Genomic DNA, 21599 nt, shown 5'->3' with positions numbered 1-21599 from the left:
TTCGCACCTCGTCGATCCCACCGCGTCCGCGCCGGTTCGGCCAGCCGGGCCGGGCGGGCGGGCGACACGTCCTGATCACCACCATGCCCCGCCGGGGCCCGGAGCGCACCGGGTGGGAGTGAACGGCCCGGAACTTTCCCGTGGGGAGCGGTGCCGCCGGGTCAGCCGGAGCCGCGGAGGTGGCAGAGCAGCAGGCACACGTCGTCGTCCCGCTCGGAGTCGCTGAGCAGGGGGCGCAGGATCCCGTCCGCCGAGCCTTCCAGGTCCGCCTCCAGCTCCGCCGGGCCGAACGACCCGAGCGCCTCCGTCAGCCGCGCGATGCCCGGGTCTATGCCCCGGGCGCGGCGCTCCACCAGGCCGTCCGTGTACAGGGCGAGCGTCGAACCCGGCGCCAGCGGCACCGTGTGGTCGGCGATCTCCTGCTTCAGCGGGATACCGAGCATCGCACCCGGTTTGGCGTCCAGGGTCTGGACCCGCCCGTCCGGGGTACGCAGCACCGGCGGCGGATGGCCGGCGGCGGCCCACGTCAGCGTGGGGTCGTCGGGGTGGAAGCGGGCGATGACGGCGGTGGCGAAGAGGTCGGGCTGGAGGTGGTGCAGGAAGGTGTGCAGCCGGGTCAGGAGCCGGCCGGGGCTGCCACCGTCGACGGCGTAGGCGCGCAGCGCGGTGCGCAGCTGGCTCATCATCACGGCCGCGCGCAGTCCGTGCCCGGTCACGTCGCCGACCACGGCGATGACACCGCCGTCGGGCTGGCGGAAGGCGTCGTACCAGTCGCCGCCGATGTTCAGCCCGTGGGTGGCGGGCAGGTAACGCGCGGCCAGGGCGAGTCCCGGCGGGGCGGGCAGTTCCGTCAGCAGGGCCCGCTGGAGGGTCTCGGCGATGTCGCGGTTGTGCTGGTAGCGCTGGGCGTGATCGATGGCGGTGCTGGCCCGCCGGGTCAGCTCGATCAGCATCACGGCGTCGTCGGCATCCCAGCGCTCCCCGGGCGGGGACAGGGTCACCACGCCCAGGGGCGCCTGCCGCGTTGGCAGTGGGATGCACAGCAGGGCCCGGTCCGGGGCCAGCGCCGAGGGCGGCTGGTCGTCGACACCGGGCAGGCAGCCGGGGTGCGGAGCGGCGTACTGGGGCCGGCCGGTGCGGGCGGCGACCACGGCGGCGGCCGCGTGCGCGGGGCCCGGCCGGTCGCCGTCCTGGTCGAACAGCCAGACGTCGACGCTCGCGGCGTACTCGGGCACCAGCAGCTCGGGCAGGCGGCGCACGATCTCGTGGTGGTCGAGCGACGCCGTCAGCACCGCGCTCGCGTCCGCGAGGAACGTCAGTCTGCGACGGGCGTTCTCCGCCTCCGTACGCGCCTTGCGCTCTGCGGCGAACGCCTCCCGCTGGGCCCGCCCGGCGGCGTCCAGCTCGGCGTGCAGCGCCACGACCCCCTGGTTCGTCTGGTGCAGCTCCTCCCGGTGGAAGTCGACCAGGGCCTCCTGCTCGGCGAGCCTGTCCAGTACCAGCGCCGTGTCCTCGTCGGCCCCCAGCAGGGCCTCCGCCGAGGCGGCCGGGTCGTCCGCCGAGACGTCGGCCTCCGTGTCCGGCACCGCCTCGGGGCAGGGCACCGTGATCCGCCACGGCGGCTGGCCGGCGGCAGCGGCATCGCGCGACGGCGTCAGCACGGCGTGCAGCACCCCGTCCCCGGCCTCCGGCGTGGCGCGGGAGACCGTCCCCGCCTCAAGAGTGAGCCGCCAGGTACCGCCCTTGGCCAGGCACAGCCGCAGCTGCGCGCCGAGCGAGGCCACCAGCCGCGCCCGCTCCAGAGGCGGCACACCGTAGGCCGTGGCCAGGCGTGCGGTGGTGATGCGTGCCCGTGCCGCGTCGGTGATGTCGGTGATCTCCCAGGTGCGGGTCATGGGCGGTCCAGCGGGGTCGGGACCGGGCCGGCGGAGGTGGTGCCGTCCCGGGTGGGGCGGGTGGGGCGACTGGTGTGCGGGGCTGCCGGCAGGGTGTCTTCGAGGGGTGGCGCGCCGCGGGTGGCGGCCGGGCGTGCGGTCGTGACGCGTGCCCGTGCCGCGTCGGTGATGCCGGTGGTCTCCCAGGTGCGGGTCATGGGCCGTCCGGCGGGGACGGGGCCAGTACGGCCACGGCGGTGTCGTCCCGTACCGGGCGGGCCGAACTGCTGGCGTCGCGGACCGTCACGGCGGCCGTCACCGCCGGGTCGGCCGCCGTGCGGCAGGTGTCGGGGGCCGGCGTCCAGCGGCTCGGCAGACCGTCGCTGTGCAGGACCAGCACCCGGTCGTCCGTCCAGGCCGTCTCCTCCTCGCGCAGGGTCGTGGGCCGGTGGGTGCCGACGATGCCGGGCCGGGACAGCAGGTGTCGCCAGGTGCCGCCCTCGCACAGCCGTGCCCCGATGTTGCCGACGCCCGCGAACCTCAGCACCGCGGCACGCGTGTCGACCTGCGCCACCGCGACGGCCGCGCCGCGGGTCCCGGTCAACGCCGTGTCGAGCCGCCGCAGCGCCTCCGCGGGGGTGAGGTGGGCCGAACCGCGCAGGGCCTCCACGGCGGCGGTCGACGCGCGGGCCGCCTCCGGCCCGTGGCCCAGCCCGTCGGCCAGCATCAGCGTGACCCGGTCCCCGGCCCTGACCCAGGCCCAGGCGTCACCCGAGTAGTCGGCCCCGCCGAAGGGGACGTTCACCGCGCCGGCCCGTACCCCGGCCGCCGGTCCCGGTTCCGCGGCACGGCCGCCGGGTACGGCGCCGACCCGGGCGACCACCACCGTGCCCCGGCCCGGGACGCTGTGCAGGTCGAAGTCGTCGGCGAGGCGCGCGCAGGTGCCGAGACCGGCGCCGAGGGAGCGCGTCGTGCTGAAACCGTCGCGCAGGGCGGCGGACACGTCGGCGATCCCGGGACCGTGGTCGACCGTGACGACCTGCACCTGCCGGGTCTCGGCCCGGTCGGCCGTGAGAACGGCGGGAGCGACGACGTCGATGAGGACCTCGCCGCCCCCGGCGTGCTTGAGCAGGTTGGTGGCCAGCTCGGTCGCCACCAGCGCCGCGGTGGCGGTGTGCTGATCGTCTAGCCCGGCCAGGGCCGCCGCGTGCTCCGCGGCCACCCGGGCGTCGCGCACCCGGGTCGAGTCGTGCACCGGGACATCCCACACGCGCGGCATCAGGACTCCTCACGCGGGCGGGGCGCCCGGCCCACCCAGGAGGTCACCCGCACGGTGGTGCCGGCCCCCGGGTCGCTCTCGATCGCGAACTCGTGCACCAGGCGCCGCGCGCCGCCCAGCCCCATGCCCAGTCCGCCCCCCGAGGTGAAGCCGTCACTGAGCGCCTGCTCCAGGTCCGCGATGCCCGGTCCCTCGTCGCTGAAGGTCAGCCGCAGTCCCTGCGCGCCCCCCTCGCTGAGAGGCTCCGTCTCCATCGTTCCGCCGCCGCCGTACACGAGCGTGTTGCGGGCCAGTTCGCTGGCCGCCGTGACCAGCTTCGTCTGGTCCACCAGACCGAAGCCGAGCTGAGCGGCCGCCTGCCGCACGTGCTGACGTACCCACACCAGATCCATGTCCGAACGGATCGGCAGGCGGGCCTGGGCGCCCGCGGCAGTGCGCATCACGGACTCTCCTGGCGCAGGCCGCCGAAGTGGGAGGACGGGGCGTGCCGCGTCAACAGCTCGAGGGCCACCTCGGTACTGAGCGCGGTGTGCACCCTCGGCAGCGTCAGGCCCAGCTCCACCAGGGTGATGGCGACCGCCGGCCGCATGCCGACGATCACGGTGCGCGCGGCCAGCAGCTCGGTCTGCCCGGCGATCTCGGCCAGTACCCGGCCGAGGAAGGAGTCGACGATCTCCACCCCGGAGACGTCGATGATCACACCGGTGGCCCCGCTGTGGGAGATGGTCTCGGCGAGGTCCTGCTGAAGCTGCTGCGCCGTGCTGTCGTGCAGGTCGCCCTGGAGGGTGACCAGCAGCACCTCGCCGAGCCGGAGGACCGGAACATGACCCGTCACGGGACCCGGGTGGGGCCCCGGGAATGCCTGGCTCACCGCGTGACCGGACCGTTCGTGACGGGGTTCACGATGCCGACCCCGAGCTGGTGCAGCACGTACCCCAGCGCGTCGGCGAGGCTCGCCCGGGTGACCACGGTACCCAGGTCCAGGCCGAGGTGGACCATGGTCTGCGCGATCGCGGGCCGGATGCCGGAGACGATGCACTCGGCCCCCATCAGCCGGGCCGCCGCGACCGTCTTCATCAGGTGCTGGGCCACCAGCGAGTCGACGGTCGGGACCCCGGTGATGTCCAGGATCGCGTACCGCGCCTGCTGTTCGACGATGGACTCCAGCAGGGTCTCCATGACGACCTGGCTGCGGGCGCTGTCGAGCGTTCCGATGAGCGGAACGGCCACGATGCCGTCCCACAGCTTGATGACGGGAGTGGCCACCTCCAGCAACTGCAGCCGCTGGCGGTCGATGAGCGCCTGTCCCTCGCTGAGCGCCGTCTGCATGACCACGACCCGCAGCGTGCCCATCAGCACACTCAGCGTGGTGACACAGTCCCGGGCGTGCTCGGCGGAGGCGTCCGGCAGGTCGGCCACGAGCAGGTTCTCGACCGGCGGGCGCAGGGCGGCCAGCTCGCTCGACACCTGGGCGGTGCTCAGTCCGGCCCGGGAGCGGGCCGCGCCCATCCGTGCCAACTGCTCGCGCACCGTCGTGAATCCGGCGGCGTCCGGGTCCTCCACCCGTGCCGCGTCCGCGACTTGGGCCAGCGCGTCCACCACGGCCTTGCCCGCCTCGACCGCCTCGTCGCGCGAGACGGTGAACACGGCCCGGAACAAGGGCTCGTCCGCCCATCGTTGGGCGATCTGCTCACGGCGGCGCCGCAGAAAGTCCCTGACCTCGTCCGTCGGCGATCCCGCTGTTCCCTCCGCCTGTTCCGGCACCTGTTCCACTCCTCATCCGCATTGCGCCGCACACCACCCAGGAGGCGACGTGACGGCGACGTGAGTCTGCCGGGCGACCACTGTAACCATCCGCCGACCTCGTACGACACCTGCTCCCGCGTGAACGCTCCGGATGAGCGCCGGGGAGGAGGAGATCTCAGGCGTCCGGGACCTGCGGGCCCGCGGGCTGTGCGTCGACGCGGGAGAGCGCCTCGTCGACGCTCTCGGAGACCGGCACGGTGATGCTCACCCCCGTCAGGTCCAGGACGCGCCGGACCGCGGGGGCGGGCGAGATGATGTGCACGCTGCCCGGCAGCTCCCGGGCCTCCTGATAGACCCGCAGGATGATGTTCATGCCCGACGAGTCCATGAACGGGACCTCCGACAGGTCCAGCAGGAAGTGCCGTCGGCCGTGGTGGAGTTGGTTGGCCAGATGGTGCTGGAACTCGGTCGCGGTGTCGACGTCCAGGTACCCCTCCACCCTGAGCAGCGCGACCTCCTCCCGGGGCAGCGTCACCTCGACGGACAGCGGGTTCTGGGCTATGGGCACGGATACCTCCAACAATGCGGCCGGGCGATGGCGTGTCGTGTACCACCGCGCCCGGCGGTTACCCCCGAATCCGGTCACCACACCTGTCCGGCCCGGGCACCGTCCGTCACCCGACGCGGATACCCACGAGGCACGTGTCGTCGTCCGTGTCCGACCTGCTGTAGGTGAGCAGCCGGTCCAGGTGCTGGTCGAGGGTGTGGGGTGTCGGACGGACGGTCCTCAGCAGCTGGGCCAGCGCCTCCTCCACCGAGCGGTCGCGGCGTTCGATCAGCCCGTCGGTGTACATCAGCAGCGTGTCCTCGCCGGCCAGCTGCACTTCGTCCTCCTCGTACGCCGCCTCGGCCACCGCGCCCAGCAGCATGCCCTTGAGCAGCGGCAGCGGCTCGGCCCGGGAGCCCCGGACCAGCACCGGCGGCAGATGGCCCGCCCTGGCCCAGCGCAGCGTGCGCCGGGCCGGGTCGTACAGGCCGCACACCGCCGTGGCCGTGACCCCGCCCGTCAGGTGGTGCGCCACGATGTTGAGCCACGACAGCAGCTGGCCCGGCCCGGCACCGGTCACCGCCAGTCCGCGCAGCGCGTTGCGCAGGACCACCATGCTGGTCGCCGCCTCTATGCCGTGCCCGGCCACGTCCCCCACGCACAGCAGCACCCGCCGGTTCGGCAGCATCACGGCGTCGTACCAGTCGCCTCCCACGAGCTGTTCGGTCTCCGCGGGCCGGTACCGGACGGCCACCTGGAGGTCCGGAACCCTGAGCGGGGTCTGGGCGGGCGGCATGATGGCGTGCTGCAACTGCAGGGTCAGCCGGTTGCGTTCGATGGCCTGCTGCTCGGTGTGCGCCAGCTGGTCGCGCGTCGCCGCGAGCGCCACCTCGGTCCAGTGCTGCGCCGAGATGTCCTGGTAGGCCCCCCGCACGACGAGCAGGCGGTCGTCGGCGTCCAGGACCGGTTCGGCCACCACCCGGACGTGCCGGGTCACCCCGTCGGGCCGCTGCAGCCGGAACGCCGCCGACGCCGGCCGCCGGTGGTGCAGCAGCGTGCGCAGGAACCGGCCGATGGTGACCGCGTCGTCCGGGTGGGCGTGGGCGGTCAGCTCCTCGAGCGGCACCGGCGTCATCGTCCGCGGACGCCCGTACAGGTCGAACAGCTGTCCGTTCCAGGTGATCTCGCCGGTCAGCAGGTTCTCCTCGAAGCCGCCGATGCGGCCGAGGCGCTGGGCGTGCTGGAGGAGGCTGGCCAGCCGGGCCGTCTCGTCCTCGATGCGCCAGATCAGCAGGACGGCGTTGCCGTGCCGGCTGATGCTGATGTCCGCGACAGCCGAGAGCGGCACCTGGTCCACCAGCGCGGTGAGGTTGATGTGCCGGGCCCGGAAGGGCTCGCCGGTGGCGTACACCCGCTCCACGTTCTGGAACAGCTCGCTGTCCCCGGCGGCCATCGGGTACGCCTCCAGCAGCAGCGCGCCGCCCACGACGGCCCGCGGCCGTCCGGCGGGGTCCAGGAAGCTCTTGTTCACGTGCTGGATGCGGAAGTCCGCCAGGTGCCCGTCGGCGTCCAGGTGCGGCACCAGGACCAGGGCGGGGTCGTACAGGCCGTCGGCCAGGTCCATCAGCTCCACCGCGTCCGGCATGACCCGCGGCTCCTGTCCGGCGCCGTGCGGTGGCGTGTACGACTCCAGGGTGTGCGCGCACAGCTCCGCCAGGGCCTCCACCTGGCGCACCACCTGCGGCGGCTGCGGGGCCAGCGGCGCCGGCCAGACGATCTCCAGCACGCCGTGGATACGGCCCCCGGTGCCGGCGGGCACGGCGACCCTGCCGCCGTCCGGGTACTGGTGCCGGCCCACGCTGGGCAGCCCGGTTTCGGCCAGGGAGGTGAACCACTGGCCCGTGCGCTCGGTCAGCCCGCACCGGGCCACCGTCGTCACGTCCGGCGGCACGTAGCGCCAGCGGGTGGCCTCGGCTTCGGAGAACCCCGCGCTGCCGGCCAGCGTGAGCGATCCGTCGTACCCGGCCGCCCAGATGGCCACGGCGGCCGCGCCCAGCGGACGCAGCGCCTGTTCCAGCAGGGCGTCGGCGACGGCCTGGGTGTCGCCGGCCGCCAGCGCACCGCTCTCGGCCGCCCGCAGGCGCACGGCGGCCGAGCCGGCCCCGGCCTCCCCGGTGTCCGTGCCGTCCTCGGCGTCCGCGCTCCGCACGGCGGCGGTGGCCGCGAGGAACGCGTCCGTCACCTCCGACATCCGGTCCCGGGCGGCCTGGTTGATGACGTCGACCGCGAACTCCAGGGGCGTGACCTGGGACTGCTCGGCCAGCTCGGCGAGCTGCCGGGCGGCCTGCGCCGGACCGCACCCGAGCCGTGCGACCAGGACGCCCTTGGCGAGCTCGATCAGCGCCCGGCCCTCGGCCTCCGCCTGGGCGGCCCGCACCTCGCGGCTGAGCCGGTCCACCGTGGCCGCCAGTCTGCCCACCGGCGACAGCGGGGTCATCCCGCGCAGACCGGCGCCCGGCCCGTCGACCGCGCAGGACCGCGGTGGCCCGGACACCGGGGGCGGCGCGGCGGACGCGTCCCGCGGGGCGCCGCCGGCCGGCTCGGGCGGCTGCTCGGATTCGCTCACGACGGGGACACTCCTCGGCTGGAGACCGCCGCGGACCGCGGCGGGACACGCCGCGCACCGCCCGGCCCACCGGTGTACGGGACGGGAGCCGGTGCGCTCATGCCGGCAGCCACCGTCGGACGCAGGCGATGAGGTCCTGGGTGTCGACGGGCTTGGTGACGTAGTCGCTGGCGCCCGAGGCGAGGCTCTTCTCCCGGTCGCCGGGCATCGCCTTCGCCGTGACCGCGATGATCGGCAGCTCGGCGTACCGCGGCATCCGCCGGATCTCGGCCGTCGCCGTGTAGCCGTCCATCTCCGGCATCATCACGTCCATCAGGACGAGTGCGACCTCCGGGTGGTCCACGAGCGTCTCGATGCCCCGGCGCCCGTTCTCCGCGTGCAGGACCCGGAAGCCGTGGAGCTCCAGGATCCCGCTGAGCGCGAAGAGGTTGCGCGCGTCGTCGTCGACGACGAGGACGGTGCGCCCGGCCGGCGAGTCGTCCACGGCGTCCGGGGCCAGGTGCTGCGGCTCCTCGGTCCGGACCAGGGAGAGTACGTCCCCGGGTTCCTCGGCGGCCAGGTGCAGGGCGATGCGCTCCCGCAGTTCGTCGAGGCTGGACAGGAACTCCAGCGCCCCGCCCCGAGCGCCGGAGCGCAGGCTCTCCTCCAGCGCGGCGTCCGTCCGGTGACCGCTGTGCACGAGCACCGGCACGCTCGCCAGCGCCGAGTCGCCCCGCAGGGCCTGGAGGAAGCGGGACGCCTCGGCGTCCGGCATGCCCAGCTCCAGCACGACGCAGTGGCACGGCTCGGCCGCCAGCGCACCGGCGGCCTCCTGCGCCCCCACGGCCGTGATGACGTCGAGCGGCGGCCGGTCGCCCGCGTCGTCCTGCCCGTGCGTCAGGTCGGCGATCACGCTCTCCGCGACGAGGGTCAGCAGACCCCGCGGACGCTCCTCCACGACGAGCAGCCGACGCGGGCGCTGCCGGTGGCCGCCCGTGAACTCGGGTGCCGGCGCCGGGCGGGCGAGGACGTCGGCGGCCGACTCGGCCGGGGCGTGCTCCGCGCCCCGCTCGAGCAGCTCCTCGAAGTCGGGCCGGGCCACCGGCAGGAACAGCGTGAACGTGCTGCCCCGGTCGGGCGTGCTGTCCACGGTGACGGCGCCGCCGAGCAGCTGGGCGATCTCCCGGGTGATGGACAGGCCGAGCCCGGTGCCGCCGTACTTGCGGCTCGTCGTGCCGTCCGCCTGCTGGAAGGCGCCGAAGACCGACTCCAGGTTCTGCTCGGGGATGCCGATGCCCGTGTCCTTCACCCGGAAGGCCACCACGGCACCACCCCGGATCACCCCTCTGGGCACCTCCTCGTCCGGCGCCGGTTCGACGGCCAGTTCCACCCGGCCCCGCTCGGTGAACTTCACCGCGTTGGACAGCAGGTTGCGCAGCACCTGACGCAGCCGGGAGTCGTCGGTCAGCAGGTCCGCCGGCGCCCCGGGCGCCGTCGTCACCGCGAACTCCAGGCCCTTCTGCGTCGTCATGGGCCGGAACGTCGCCTCGACGTACTCGATGAGCTGCCGCAGGGTCACGCGCTCGGGGGAGACGTCCATCTTCCCGGCCTCGACCTTCGACAGGTCCAGGATGTCGTTGATCAGCTGGAGCAGGTCCGAGCCCGCGGAGTGGATGATGCCCGCGTACTCGACCTGCTTCGGGGTGAGGTTGCGCGACGGGTTCTGGGCGAGCAGCTGGGCGAGGATGAGCAGGCTGTTGAGCGGGGTGCGCAGTTCGTGGCTCATGTTGGCCAGGAACTCCGACTTGTACTTCGAGGCCAGCGACAGCTGCTGGGCGCGGGCCTCCAGCTCCTGCCGCGCCTGCTCGATCTGCAGGTTCTTCGCCTCGATGTCCCGGTTCTGGGTCGCCAGCAGGGACGCCTTGTCCCCCAGCTCGGCGTTGGAGCGCTGCAGTTCCTCCTGCTGCACCTGGAGCTCCGCCGAGCGGGCCTGGAGCTCCGCGGTCAGGCGCTGCGACTCGGCGAGGAGCTCGTCGGTACGGGCGTTGGCCACGATCGTGTTGACGTTGACGCCGATGGTCTCCATCAGCATGTCCAGGAAGTCCCGGTGGACCTGCGTGAACGCGGTCACCGACGCCAGCTCGATCACGCCGAGGACCTGCCCCTCGACCACGATGGGCACCAGCACCAGAGCGGCCGGCACCACCTCGCCGAGCCCGGAGGAGATGGTCACGTAGCCCGGTGGCAGCTCGTCCACCACGATGGTGCGCCGGCTGCGCGCGGCCTGGCCGACCAGGGTGCGGCCGAAGGCGATGCGGGTGGGCCTGCCCGCGTCGCCGGGGTAGCCGTAGGAGCCGACGAGTCGCAGCTCGGGCCCCTCGTCGCCGTCCTCGGCGAGGTAGAACGCGCCGTACTGGGCCGACACCAGCGGCACCAGCTCGTCCATGATCAACTCGGCGACCACGGGCAGGTCCCGGTGCCCCTGCATCAGGCCGGAGATCCGGGCGAGGTTGCTCTTGAGCCAGTCCTGCTCCTGGTTGGCCCGCGTGGTCTCGCGCAGGGACTCCACCATGGAGTTGATGTTGTCCTTGAGCTCGGCGACCTCGCCGGACGCCTCCACGTTGATGGAACGGGTCAGATCGCCCTCGGCCACGGCGGAGGTCACCCCGGCGATCGCGCGGACCTGGCGGGTGAGGTTGCCGGCCAGCTCGTTGACGTTCTCCGTGAGGCGCTTCCAGGTGCCGGAGACGCCCTCCACCTCGGCCTGGCCGCCGAGCCTGCCCTCGGTGCCGACCTCGCGGGCCACGCGGGTGACCTCGTCGGCGAAGGCGGAGAGCTGGTCGACCATCGTGTTGATCGTCGTCTTGAGCTCCAGGATCTCGCCGCGCGCGTCGACGTCGATCTTCTTCGACAGGTCGCCCCGGGCCACGGCGGTCGTCACCAGCGCGATGTTGCGCACCTGGCCGGTGAGGTTGTTGGCCATGGAGTTGACGTTGTCGGTGAGGTCCTTCCAGGTCCCGGCGACGTTCGGCACGTGCGCCTGGCCGCCGAGCCTGCCCTCGGTGCCGACCTCGCGGGCCACCCGGGTGACCTCGTCGGCGAACGCGGAGAGCGTGTCGACCATCGTGTTGATGACGTCGGCCAGCGCCGCGACCTCGCCCTTGGCCTCGACCGTGATCCGCTGCGACAGGTCGCCGCGCGCCACGGCGGTGGCGACCTGCGTGATGGAGCGGACCTGGCCGGTGAGGTTGTTGGCCATGGAGTTGACGTTGTCGGTGAGGTCCTTCCAGGTGCCCGACACACCGCGCACCTGGGCGCGGCCGCCCAGGTTGCCCTCGGTGCCGACCTCGCGGGCGACGCGGGTGACCTCGTCGGCGAAGGCGGAGAGCTGGTCGACCATCGTGTTGATGGTGTTCTTGAGTTCGAGCATCTCGCCGCGGGCGTCCACGGTGATCTTCTGCGACAGGTCGCCCTTGGCCACGGCGGTCGCCACCTGGGCGACGTTGCGGACCTGGCTGGTCAGGTTGCCCGCCATGAAGTTCACCGAGTCGGTGAGGTCGCGCCAGGTGCCCCGGACACCCTGGACGTCGGCCTGGCCGCCGAGCCGCCCGTCGGTGCCGACCTCGCGGGCGACGCGGGTGACCTCGTCGGCGAAGGCGGAGAGCTGGTCGACCATCGTGTTGATGGTGTTCTTGAGTTCGAGGATCTCGCCGCGGGCGTCCACGTCGATCTTCTGCGACAGGTCGCCCTTGGCCACCGCCGTGGCGACCTGGGCGATGTCACGGACCTGGGTGGTGAGGTTCCCCGCCATGGCGTTGACCGAGTCCGTCAGGTCGGCCCAGGTGCCCGAGACGCCCGGCACCCGCGCCTGACCGCCGAGGGTCCCCTCGGTGCCGACCTCGCGGGCCACCCGGGTGACCTCGGAGGTGAACACGGACAGCTGGTCCACCATGCCGTTGAAGACCTTGGCGATGTCGCCCATCAGACCGTCCGCCTCGTCCGGCAGACGCGTGCCGAAGTCGCCGTCCCGCACGGCCGTCAGGCCCGCGAGGAGGCGGCGCAACTCCTGGTCGCCCGGAACCGCGTCGACGGCCCCGGTGCTGTCGCTGGTCATGCGCACCCTCGTTCCGCTCCCCAGGAGCCCTCGGCGACGAGGACTCGGAACCCCTCCGGACCGGTCGGGCGGTCCGGCCTGTTGTGCGTGCTTTTCCGCAGTTCACGGATCCGCCCAATGAGAAAAATACGTCAGAGGCTAACCCAGGTCCCGGGTGCGGACAAAGCGGGGCCTCACCCGGTGGAGCGCGGCCCCGTACGGATCATGCCGTGCGTGCGGGCCCGGCCGGGGCCCGGCCGATTTCCCCGCCGATCGGCCCGCGGCGTCCGAATGCGGTGGCCCGGGCCGGGTATCTGCTGCTGTAGGAGCCGGTCCGGCCCGTGGCGTCCGCCCGGCCCCACAGTCGTCACCGACGTGGGAGGGAAGGGACAGCGTGCCGATGGAGAGCATCTGGTCGTATGCGGAGGGCAGCGGTCACGTGCGGGGACAGGACCTGACGGGCTGCACCGTCGTCGCGAGCGACGGCACCATCGGTCACGTGGACCGGCAGGCCGAACACTTCGGCATGCGGCACCTGGTCGTCGACACCGGCGTCTGGGTCTTCGGCCGGAGCGTGCTCGTGCCCGTCGGCATGGTCAGGGGCGTCGACACCGAGGCCCGTACGGTCACGGTGGGCTGCACCAGGGCGGAGGTCAAGGCCGCGCCCCGGTTCCGGACCGACAGCGAGACGATGGACCGGGAGTACCTGGCGTCCGTCGGCGACTACTACCACCGGCTGCCGCCCCGGGAGACCTCCGCGGACTGACCCGGTTGTGATCACAGCACGGCGAACACCAGGGACACCACTGACATGGAATCAACCGACCGGATCACCACGGCCCCGACCGGCGTCGCGTCGTCCCGCGTACCGGGACCGGGCGCCGTCACCGGCGCGGCGACGGCGCGTGCGTACGCGGAGGCGGTGGCGCGCACGCGATGGGGGTCGGGCCGCGGGGTGCGGGAGGAGGACGTCATCGACCTGCTGCTCGTGGTCTCGGAGTTGGTCACCAACGCGATCCGGCACGGAGACGGTCTGGCGGGTTTCGAGGTCCGGCCCACGGCCGAAGGCGTGTGGATCGCCGTCCACGACAACAGCGCGGTGGTGCCCCGGGCCGCGTACGCGTTCCCCACCAGGCACCACGGGAACGGCTACGGCTGGCCGCTGGTCGCCCGCCTGGCACGCGAGATCGACGTCGACCGGCACTCGGGGGGCGGCAAGACGATCAGCGTGCTGGTGCCCCTGCGCGACGCGGGCGCGCCGTGAGCAGGGCCGTCACCATGGCCGTCACCAGGGCCGTCACCAGGGCAGGAAGACGTGGATGTCCTTGCCCCGCTCGCCGGTGACGACGCTCACCTGGTCGGACAGGGTGTGGATGAGATGCCAGCCGATGCCGCCGCCACCGCTGCTCGGATGGAAGGGGCGCGGCGCGGGTTCGGTCGTACTGGAGTCGTGCATCACCACGTGCACGCCGTCGAAGGTACGGCGCAGCCGCAGCTGGAACGGCCCCGGAGCGTACTGCACCGCGTTCGCCGCCAGCTCCGTGACGACGAGGAGTATGTCGTCCCAGTGCTCGGGCTGCGAGGGTGGTGACGCACGGGCCAGGTCGTAGAGGAATTCCTCCGCGACCAGGCGCGCACCGGTCACATTGTGCAGCTCCCCGGTGAAGCTGGCGGTGCGGTTCGTGATCTCCTCGGAAGCCAGTGTCCTGTCCCAACGCGACTCGGCTGCCATTGCGCCTTCCCGGCCCGGCATCCGCCGGGCGTTGTCCCTTCTTCGCTTTCCCTTCGTTTGTTAGTTCCCGTGCCGGCCGAGCCTACGCGCCTCGGTATGCCGGGCCGGGCCGAGGTGGCCAGGGGTGACGGGGCCGTGACCCCTGGGGCGCGTTCCCGGCCCCGGCGCGCACCGCCTTCGGCCGGCACGCCGAACGGCGAGTGCGCGGGCTCGGCGTACTCCACCGGGCGAGCCCGCGCACCGTCGCGGGCTCGCCCGGTCACCGGAGGAACACGTTGTCCGAGTCCTCCCAGCCGGCCTGCTCCTCCGGGACCCTCCGCGGCCGACGGTGCGAGCGGGCCTCGTACATCGCGTCGATCTCGAAGGCATAGGTCCTTGTGATCTCGTCCCGCCGGAGTTTCATCGACGGCGTGAGGAGCCCGCCCGCCACGTCGAACGGATCGGGCAGTACCCGGAAGACCCGGATGGACTCCGAGCGCGACACGGCGCTGTTGGCCGCGGCGACGGCCCGCGCGACCTCTTCCCGCAGCGCGTTCTCCTCCCGTGCCTCCCGGGCCGGGGCGTCGCCCTGCAGGGCCAGGCCCGCCCGCCAGTGCGTCAGGAACTCCGGGTCGAGTGTGATCAGGGCGCCGACGCAGGGCCGGTTGTCGCCCACGACCACCGCCTGGTGGACGAGCGGGTGCATGCGCAGCCGCTCTTCCAGGGCGGCCGGAGCCACGCTCTTGCCGCCGCTGGTGATGATGACGTCCTTCTTGCGCCCGGTGATCGCCAGATAGTTCTCGTCGTCCAGATGCCCCAGGTCGCCGGTGGCCAGCCAGCCGTCCCGCAGCACCTCATGGGTGGCGGCCTCGTCACCGACGTACCCCTGGAACAGTGACGGACCGCGCACCAGGATCTCCCCGTCGTCGGCCACCCGGACCTCCATGCCGGGCAGGGGCTGCCCGACGGTGCCGGACTTCTCCCGGCCCAGCGGCTGCATCGTCAGCCCGCCGCTGGTCTCGGTGAGGCCGTAGCCGTCGTGGACGTAGATGCCGATGCCCTCGTAGAACAGGGACAGCTCGCGGCTGAGCGGCGAACCACCGGACGTCGCGCGGTGCACCCGGCCGCCCAGCGCGTTCCGCAGCCGGCGGTAGACCGTCCGCTCGTACAGGGCGTGCTGGAGGCGGAGGTCGAACCCGGGGCCCGGCCCCCTGCCCAGCCGATGGCGCTCCAGCGCGGCGGCGAAGTCCCGCGCCGTGTCGGCGGCCCGCTCGAACAGCGCCCCGCGGCCCGCCTGCTGGGCGGCGCGCAGGAAGTTCTTGTAGAGCTTCTCCAGGACCGACGGGACGGCGTAGAAGTACGTCGGGCGGAAGGAGCGCAGGGCCGAGGCCAGCGCCTCCTGGGACATCGCGGGCTCGTGCGCCATGAGCAGTCCGCCCCGGACGCACAGGTTCTGGATCATCAGCCCGTACACGTGGGAGAAGGGCAGGAAGGCGAGGACGGCGCCCTGCTCACCCGGGGGCGCCACCGTGCTGCCCCAGCCCGCGAGCAGGGTGTCGCACGGGCCGGCCAGACTGCGGTGGCTCAGCGCGCAGCCCCTGGCGCGGCCGGAGGTGCCCGAGGTGTAGGCGACGACCGCCGTGGAGTCCGGCAGCACGATGCGGCGCATGGAGTCGACGCCGGCGGACGGGAGGCACGCGCCGCGCGCCACCAGTGTGTCCACCGCGCCCGCGTCCAGTTGCCAGACATGGCGCAGCGTCGGCAGCGAGGCGCACACCGAGCCGACGGTCATCACACTCTGCTCGTCCTCGACCACCACGGCGACGCAGCCCGAATCCCGCAGGATCCACTCGACCTGGTCGCGCGAGGAGGTCGGATAGATCGGCACGACCTCGGCGCCCACCGTCCACAGCGCGTAACTGAAGACCGTCCACTCGTACCGGGTCCGCGCCAGGATCGCCACCCGGTCGCCCGGCGAGATCCCGCACGCGATCAGGCCCTTGGCGACGTCGACCACCTCGTCGCGGAACTCCGCGGCCGTCACCTCCTGCCAGACGGGGGAGTCCGGCGTGGGACGGCGGGCCAGCATCGGCAGGGCCGGCGTGCGTGCGGCCGTCTCGAAGAGGCTGTCGGCGAGCCCGCCCGTCAGGGGCCCGGCGGCCCGGGGAGCGGGAGCGGGGTCGCGCATGCGCTGGCTCCTGACATGTACGGACGGTGACACCGCCGACGAGCACCGTTATCGGCGGTGCTGAATCTAGCCGAGGCGATGGTCGCGGGGGGCCGGGACGGCAGAAGTGTTCCCACCCGGTGATCTCGGCGGATCGGGGGACTCGTAGGGCATGACTCACACGAATCCGGACCCGGAACCCGAACGCAGCACCGGACTGGAGCCGGGAGGCGGCGTACCGCCCGGCGAGACCCCGCCGGGGGAGAGCAGCATGTCCGAGGCGGGCCCGTGGGAGGGGAACAACCCGCCCAAGGGGTGGGCCAAGGCACCCCTGACGGTGATCCTCGTTCTCGTGGCGCTCATCGCGGCCGGCTTCCTCGGCTACGCACTGGTCCTGATGCTCTGAACGCGGGCGAGGAGCCGCAGGCCTCCGCAGGGGCGTCTCAGGCCGTCTGCGTGCGGCGTACGCACTCGGTGACGACGTCCCGCAGGCTGCCGGTGCGCTCCAGCAGCTCGCGCTGCACCCGCGCCCCGTTGCCGTGCCGCAGCAGCTCGGCGGCGCCGTCCCGTACCCGGTCGAGGTCGCCGTCGGCGGCCAGCGCCTCCCCGACGTGGTCCAGCAGGGCCCGTACGACCGTTTCGGCCGGCATCCGCCGCATCGTCGCGGGATGCAGCAGTTCCTCCGTCAGCCCGGACCGGGCCGCCCGCCAGGCGGCGAGACGCAGCAGGCTCACACTGTGCCCGGCCGGCTCCCTGCCCTCCCGCCACTCACGTGCGGCCGTTTCCACCAGCGCGCGGGCGAGGGCGGCGACGACGACGGCCGTTCCGGCGTCCAGGCAGACGTCCGCGACCCGGAACTCGACCGTCGGGTACCGCTGGGACAGCCGGACGTCGAAATAGATCATCCCCTCGTCGAGGATCGTGCCGGTGGCGAGCATGTCCGCGACCCGGCGGTGATAGGTCTCCGCCGAACCGAACAGCTCCGTCGGACCGGCCGACGGCCAGCGCTGCCAGACCCGGCTGCGATAACTGCTGTAGGCCGAGTCCCGGCCCTGCCAGAAGGGGGAGTTGGCGCTCAGCGCGGCGAGCACCGGCAGCCAGGGCCGCACCCGGTCGATCACCGCGACGCCCTCCTCGTCGGACTCCACGGAAACGTGCACGTGGCAGCCGAGGACGAGCTGTTCGTGGACCACGACGCCGTACTGGTCCGCCATCCACCGGTAGCGGCGGTTCATTCCGACGGAGGGGCTGACCGGCAGCGGCGACGTGGCGAGCGCCGCCACGGCACATCCGATCTCTCCGGCGTGCCGCCCGGCCTCCCCGCGGCAGCGGACGATCTCCGCGTGCAGACGCCCCATGTCCGCCTGCGGATGAGTGGCGAACTCGAGCATCTGCTCGTGCAGTTCCTTCTCGAACACGTCCTGTCCGGCATCGTCGAGCAGGACGTGGGCGAGCACGGCGGCGGACAGCGCCCGCGGCTCGCCGGTCTCGGGGTCGACCAGGAGGAGTTCCTCCTCCACTCCGACGGTGCGCACGTGATGCCGCCTTTCTGTGGGCCCGGCCCCGGCGACGAGGTCTTCGCGGTCGCCAGGACCACCGACTGCCCCGGGAGAGCGGCCGGACACCTGGCCGGCCGCCGCGCCTCACCGGGCGTACGGCATCAGCCACACCGTGGCCAGCGGCGGGAGCGTGATCCGGATGCTCCCGTCCTCCGGTTTGACCGGGTCGGAGCCGGTCACCCCGGAGCCGCCGTACTCCGCGGCGTCGGTGTTGAGGACCTCCTGCCAGGCGGTGACGTCGTCGCCCACCGCGAGCCCGTAGTCGTGCCGGACGACCGGGGAGAAGTTCGACACCGCCAGCAGCGGGGTGCCGTCCGTGTCGAACCGCAGGAACGCGAAGACGTTGTCCTCGGCCGCGTCCACGGCGACCCACCGGAAGCCGGCCGGATCGGTGTCGCGCCGCCACAGGGCCGGGGTCCGCCGGTAGCGGGTGTTGAGTTCGCGCACCAGGTCCTGGATGCCGCGGTGGTCGCCCGCCGAGTGGTACCCCTCGTCGAGCAGCCACCACTCCGGTCCCTGCTTCTCCGACCACTCGGCGCCCTGGGCGAACTCCTGCCCCATGAACAGCAGCTGCTTGCCCGGGTGCGCCCACATGAAGCCGAGGTAGGCGCGGACGTTCGCCCGCCGCTGCCACCAGTCGCCGGGCATCTTCGACACCAGCGCCTGCTTGCCGTGCACCACCTCGTCGTGGGAGATCGGCAGGCAGTAGTTCTCGCTGTACGCGTAGACCATCGAGAAGGTCATCTCGTGGTGGTGGTACTTGCGGTGCACCGGCTCGTGCGCGACGTACTCCAGCGAGTCGTGCATCCAGCCCATGTTCCACTTCAGGCCGAAGCCGAGCCCGCCGGCGTCGGTGGGCCGGGTCACCCCGCCCCACGCGGTCGACTCCTCGGCGATCGTCACCACGCCGGGGCAGCGCCGGTAGACGGTCGCGTTCATCTCCTGGAGGAACGCCATGGCCGCCAGGTCCTCGCGGCCGCCGTACTGGTTGGGCTCCCACTGACCGGAGTCGCGCGAGTAGTCCAGGTAGAGCATCGAGGCGACCGCGTCGACGCGCAGCCCGTCGATGTGGAACTCCTCGCACCAGTACACGGCGTTCGCCACGAGGAAGTTGCGCACCTCGGTCCGCGCGAAGTCGAAGGTGTACGTCCCCCAGTCCGGATGGGTCGCGCGCCGCTCGTCCCCGGGCTCGTACAGCGGGTCCCCGTCGAAGCGGGCCAGCGCCCAGTCGTCCTTCGGGAAGTGCGCCGGCACCCAGTCCATGATCACGCCGATGCCCGCCCGGTGCAGCGCGTCGACCAGGTACCGGAAGTCGTCGGGCGGGCCGAGGCGCGCGGTCGGCGCGTAGAAGCCGGTGACCTGGTAGCCCCAGGACGGGCCGTAGGGGTGCTCGGCGACCGGCATCAGCTCGACGTGGGTGAAGCCCAGGTCCCGGACGTACGCGGGCAGCTCCTCGGCCAGCTCGCGATAGGTCAGCCCCGGCCGCCAGGACGGCAGGTGCACCTCGTACACCGAGAACGGCGCCTCGTGCACGGGCGTGTCGGCGCGGGTCCGCATCCACTCGCCGTCGCCCCACTGGTACGCCGACGCGGTCACCACGGACGCGGTGTTCGGCGGCTCCTCCGCCGCGCGGGCCATGGGGTCGGCCTTGAGGAACCGGTGACCGTAACGCGAGTGGATCTCGAACTTGTACCGGGTGCCCTCGCCGACGCCCGGCAGGAACAGCTCCCAGACCCCGGACGAACCGAGCGAGCGCATCGGGAACGCGGTGCCGTCCCAGTGGGTGAAGTCGGTGGCGACCCGCACCCCCTGGGCGTTCGGCGCCCACACCGTGAACCGGGTGCCGGTGACACCCTCGTGGGTCGTCGGCTCCGCGCCGAGGGCCCGCCACAGCTGCTCGTGCCGGCCTTCGGAGATCAGGTGCAGATCGAGCTCGCCGAGGGCGGGCAGGAAGCGGTACGGGTCGTGCGTCTCCTGCTCGCCCGCCTCGTACGTCACGACGAGGGTGTACGCGGGGATCTCCGCCAAGGGCAGGACACCGGAGAAGAGGCCGTCCTCCTCCGACACGAGGCCGTGGCGCTCGCCGTCGACGACCACGCTCACCTCGCGGGCGAACGGGCGCAGCGCCCGGAAGGCGATGCCGCCCGGGACCGGGTGGGCGCCCAGCAGGGCGTGCGGGTCGTGGTGGGCGCCTGCCAGGAGGCGCCCTCGGTCGGTCGGGTCGAGGGGCGGGGCGGTTCCGCACGCACCGGGGGTGGGCGGGACGGGACCGGACGGCTCGGGGAGCGAGGTGTCGCGGAGGGCCACGGGTCAGTCTCCTCTCACGGCGAGTCGTTCGATCGCCGCCATGGGTACGGGAAGCCAGTCGGGGCGGTGCCGGGCCTCGTACAGCACCTCATACACGGCGCGGTCCGTCTCGTAGGCGCGCAGCAGGCCGTGCTTCTTACGGGGGTCCCACCCGGCGCGGGCGGCGTAGCCCGCGCAGAAGGCCTCCCGGCAGCGGCGCGCCCATTCGGGGCGCCACGGGCGGCGCTGCCGGGCGGCGTAGTCGAAGGAGCGGAGCATGCCCGCGATGTCCCGCACGGGTGAGTGGGCGCTGCGCCGTTCGGACAGCGGGCGGGACGGCTCGCCCTCGAAGTCGATGACGAACCAGTCCCGGCCGGCCCGCAGCACCTGGCCCAGGTGCATGTCGCCGTGGATGCGCTGGGCCGGCGGCCCGGAGTCGCAGGTGGACAGTGCCGCGAAGGCCGTCCGCAGCCCGGGCACGAAGGGCTGCAGCGCCGGTACGCAGTGCGCGGCGGCGGTCAGCCGCTCGGTCATCGCCGCCGCCGTGCGGCCGTTCTCCCCGGGGGCACCGGCCGGGAAGGCGGAGGCCAGCGCGAGGTGGACGTCGGCCATCGCCTGCCCGAGCTCGCGGGCCTGCACGGTGAAGTCGTCCCCGCCGGCCAGCGCGTTCAGGGCGAGGGTCCAGCCGTCGGACGCGTCGTGCAGGAACGGCTGGAGCACGCCGAGCGTCGCCCCGTACGGATGGGTCGTACGCATCCACGCCACCGGCGCGGGGACCCGGCCGCAGCCCTGCCGGGCCAGCGCGTCGGGCACCTCCAGGTCGGGATTGACGCCGGGCTGGATGCGCCGGAAGAGCTTCAGGATGAACTCGTCGCCGTAGATCAGCGACGAGTTGGACTGCTCGGCGTCCAGCAGCCGCGGTACGAGCCCGCCGGGCACCGGCCGGGCGGGGTCGGACTCGAAGCGCAGCGGTCCCGCCTTGCCGGGACGCCTGAGCCGTTCCAGGAGCAGCTGGGCCGCCCGGGGGTCGTGCAGCGCGTCGTAGACCGTCCGGCCGGCCAGCGGGCCGTCCTGAACCTGCCCGATGAGTGCCCGGCCCAGACGCGGCGACGGCTGCTCGCGCACGCCGAGCAGCAGTTGGTAGCAGTCGCCGGCCGGGGGAGCGCCTCCCGGCGCGGGCACGGGGCCCTGCCCGGTGTGGACCAGGAGATGCAGACAGCCCGGGAAGAGCTCGGTCATCGACAGCAGACCGAGCTCGGCGACGGGACGGTCCTTGCCGGCGAACCAGCGCTGGCGCGGCAGCCACTGACGCAGCAGTTCGCCGAGCGACGCCATGGGCTCGGCGAGATGCCTGCGTCTGGGGCGCAGGGGTGCGGTCTTCGGCATGGTGACGCGTCCTTTCCTCGGCCCACGCTCACACGCGGCGGCCGATGCGGGATGCGACTCGGGTGAGCCGGAACCAGTAGAAGCCGTGGCCCCCGAGGGTCAGCAGGTACGGCAGTTCGCCGATGGCGGGGAAACGGACGCCGCCGAACAGCTCGACCGGATGGCGTCCGGCGAACTCGCGCAGGTCGAGTTCGGTGGGCTGGGCGAACCGCGCGAAGTTGTTCACGCACAGCACCAGGTCGTCCTCGTACTCGCGCAGGAAGGCGAGCACCGCGGGGTTGGAGGACGGCAGTTCGGTGTAGGTGCCGAGGCCGAAGGCGGGGTTCTGCTTGCGGATCTCGATCAT

Annotated in this window: 18 protein-coding genes; 3 read left to right on the top strand and 15 right to left on the bottom strand. The window is 73.0% G+C overall.

Going from position 1 to position 21599, the window contains the following annotated elements:
- Positions 1-161: 161 nt before the first annotated feature.
- The 9 genes from ACP4J0_RS28645 to ACP4J0_RS28605 form a co-directional block, all read right to left on the bottom strand.
- Positions 162-1895: a PP2C family protein-serine/threonine phosphatase gene (locus ACP4J0_RS28645; RefSeq protein WP_426601618.1), complete on the bottom strand. Its 1734-nt coding sequence runs from the start codon at positions 1893-1895 to the stop codon at positions 162-164.
- Complete coding sequence (locus ACP4J0_RS28640) at positions 1892-2092, bottom strand: hypothetical protein (protein ID WP_426601617.1); 201 nt, start codon at positions 2090-2092, stop codon at positions 1892-1894. The genes ACP4J0_RS28645 and ACP4J0_RS28640 overlap by 4 nt, the downstream gene beginning before the upstream one ends.
- Complete coding sequence (locus ACP4J0_RS28635) at positions 2089-3153, bottom strand: SpoIIE family protein phosphatase (protein ID WP_426601616.1); 1065 nt, start codon at positions 3151-3153, stop codon at positions 2089-2091. The genes ACP4J0_RS28640 and ACP4J0_RS28635 overlap by 4 nt, the downstream gene beginning before the upstream one ends.
- Complete coding sequence (locus ACP4J0_RS28630) at positions 3153-3593, bottom strand: anti-sigma regulatory factor (RefSeq protein ID WP_426601615.1); 441 nt, start codon at positions 3591-3593, stop codon at positions 3153-3155. Before ACP4J0_RS28630 ends, ACP4J0_RS28635 begins: the two co-directional genes overlap by 1 nt.
- Positions 3593-4024: an STAS domain-containing protein gene (locus ACP4J0_RS28625; protein WP_426601614.1), complete on the bottom strand. Its 432-nt coding sequence runs from the start codon at positions 4022-4024 to the stop codon at positions 3593-3595. Before ACP4J0_RS28625 ends, ACP4J0_RS28630 begins: the two co-directional genes overlap by 1 nt.
- Complete coding sequence (locus ACP4J0_RS28620) at positions 4021-4917, bottom strand: STAS domain-containing protein (protein WP_426601613.1); 897 nt, start codon at positions 4915-4917, stop codon at positions 4021-4023. The genes ACP4J0_RS28625 and ACP4J0_RS28620 overlap by 4 nt, the downstream gene beginning before the upstream one ends.
- Positions 4918-5074: 157 nt before the next feature.
- Positions 5075-5467, bottom strand: a complete 393-nt coding sequence (locus ACP4J0_RS28615) for an STAS domain-containing protein (RefSeq protein WP_426601612.1) — start codon at positions 5465-5467, stop codon at positions 5075-5077.
- A gap of 106 nt (positions 5468-5573) precedes the next feature.
- Positions 5574-8072 (bottom strand): SpoIIE family protein phosphatase, encoded by a 2499-nt coding sequence (locus ACP4J0_RS28610; RefSeq protein WP_426601611.1) that lies wholly within the window; start codon positions 8070-8072, stop codon positions 5574-5576.
- Positions 8073-8169: 97 nt separating this feature from the next.
- Entirely contained in the window at positions 8170-12165 is a 3996-nt protein-coding gene (locus ACP4J0_RS28605; protein WP_426601610.1) for a HAMP domain-containing protein, read from the bottom strand.
- Positions 12166-12544: 379 nt separating this feature from the next.
- On the opposite strand from ACP4J0_RS28605, the gene ACP4J0_RS28600 reads away from it, so the two are divergent.
- Both ACP4J0_RS28600 and ACP4J0_RS28595 read left to right on the top strand, forming a co-directional pair.
- On the top strand, positions 12545-12910 hold the full coding sequence (locus tag ACP4J0_RS28600; protein WP_426601674.1) for a PRC-barrel domain-containing protein: 366 nt from the start codon (positions 12545-12547) through the stop codon (positions 12908-12910).
- Between the two features lie 45 nt (positions 12911-12955).
- Positions 12956-13408, top strand: a complete 453-nt coding sequence (locus tag ACP4J0_RS28595; protein ID WP_426601609.1) for an ATP-binding protein — start codon at positions 12956-12958, stop codon at positions 13406-13408.
- Positions 13409-13441: 33 nt separating this feature from the next.
- Here the strand turns inward: ACP4J0_RS28595 and ACP4J0_RS28590 are convergent, their stop codons facing one another.
- Complete coding sequence (locus ACP4J0_RS28590) at positions 13442-13876, bottom strand: ATP-binding protein (RefSeq protein ID WP_279562485.1); 435 nt, start codon at positions 13874-13876, stop codon at positions 13442-13444.
- A 259-nt stretch (positions 13877-14135) separates the two neighbouring features.
- Complete coding sequence (locus ACP4J0_RS28585) at positions 14136-16043, bottom strand: AMP-dependent synthetase/ligase (RefSeq protein ID WP_426601608.1); 1908 nt, start codon at positions 16041-16043, stop codon at positions 14136-14138.
- A gap of 151 nt (positions 16044-16194) precedes the next feature.
- On the opposite strand from ACP4J0_RS28585, the gene ACP4J0_RS28580 reads away from it, so the two are divergent.
- Entirely contained in the window at positions 16195-16428 is a 234-nt protein-coding gene (locus ACP4J0_RS28580) for a DUF6480 family protein (RefSeq protein ID WP_426601607.1), read from the top strand.
- A 37-nt stretch (positions 16429-16465) separates the two neighbouring features.
- On the opposite strand, the gene ACP4J0_RS28575 is transcribed toward ACP4J0_RS28580, so the two are convergent.
- The 4 genes from ACP4J0_RS28575 to ACP4J0_RS28560 form a co-directional block, all read right to left on the bottom strand.
- The gene (locus ACP4J0_RS28575) at positions 16466-17557 is read right to left on the bottom strand and encodes a glutamate--cysteine ligase 2 (RefSeq protein WP_426601606.1); all 1092 of its coding nucleotides are present in this window, start codon (positions 17555-17557) and stop codon (positions 16466-16468) included.
- Positions 17558-17665: 108 nt separating this feature from the next.
- Positions 17666-19888 (bottom strand): 1,4-alpha-glucan branching protein GlgB, encoded by a 2223-nt coding sequence (gene glgB, locus ACP4J0_RS28570; RefSeq protein ID WP_426601605.1) that lies wholly within the window; start codon positions 19886-19888, stop codon positions 17666-17668.
- Between the two features lie 3 nt (positions 19889-19891).
- A complete protein-coding gene (locus ACP4J0_RS28565; RefSeq protein ID WP_426601604.1) occupies positions 19892-21253 on the bottom strand; it encodes a maltokinase N-terminal cap-like domain-containing protein in 1362 nt (453 codons plus the stop codon).
- A 28-nt stretch (positions 21254-21281) separates the two neighbouring features.
- Positions 21282-21599, bottom strand: a 318-nt coding sequence (locus ACP4J0_RS28560; RefSeq protein ID WP_426601603.1) for an alpha-glucosidase C-terminal domain-containing protein, incomplete at its 5' end; no start/stop codon positions are given.

The sequence above is a fragment of the Streptomyces sp. WG7 genome, from assembly GCF_049975785.1.
GTDB lineage: Bacteria > Actinomycetota > Actinomycetes > Streptomycetales > Streptomycetaceae > Streptomyces.
Note: the sequence above shows the minus strand (reverse complement) of the source record. Positions and strands in the feature narration are given on the sequence as shown.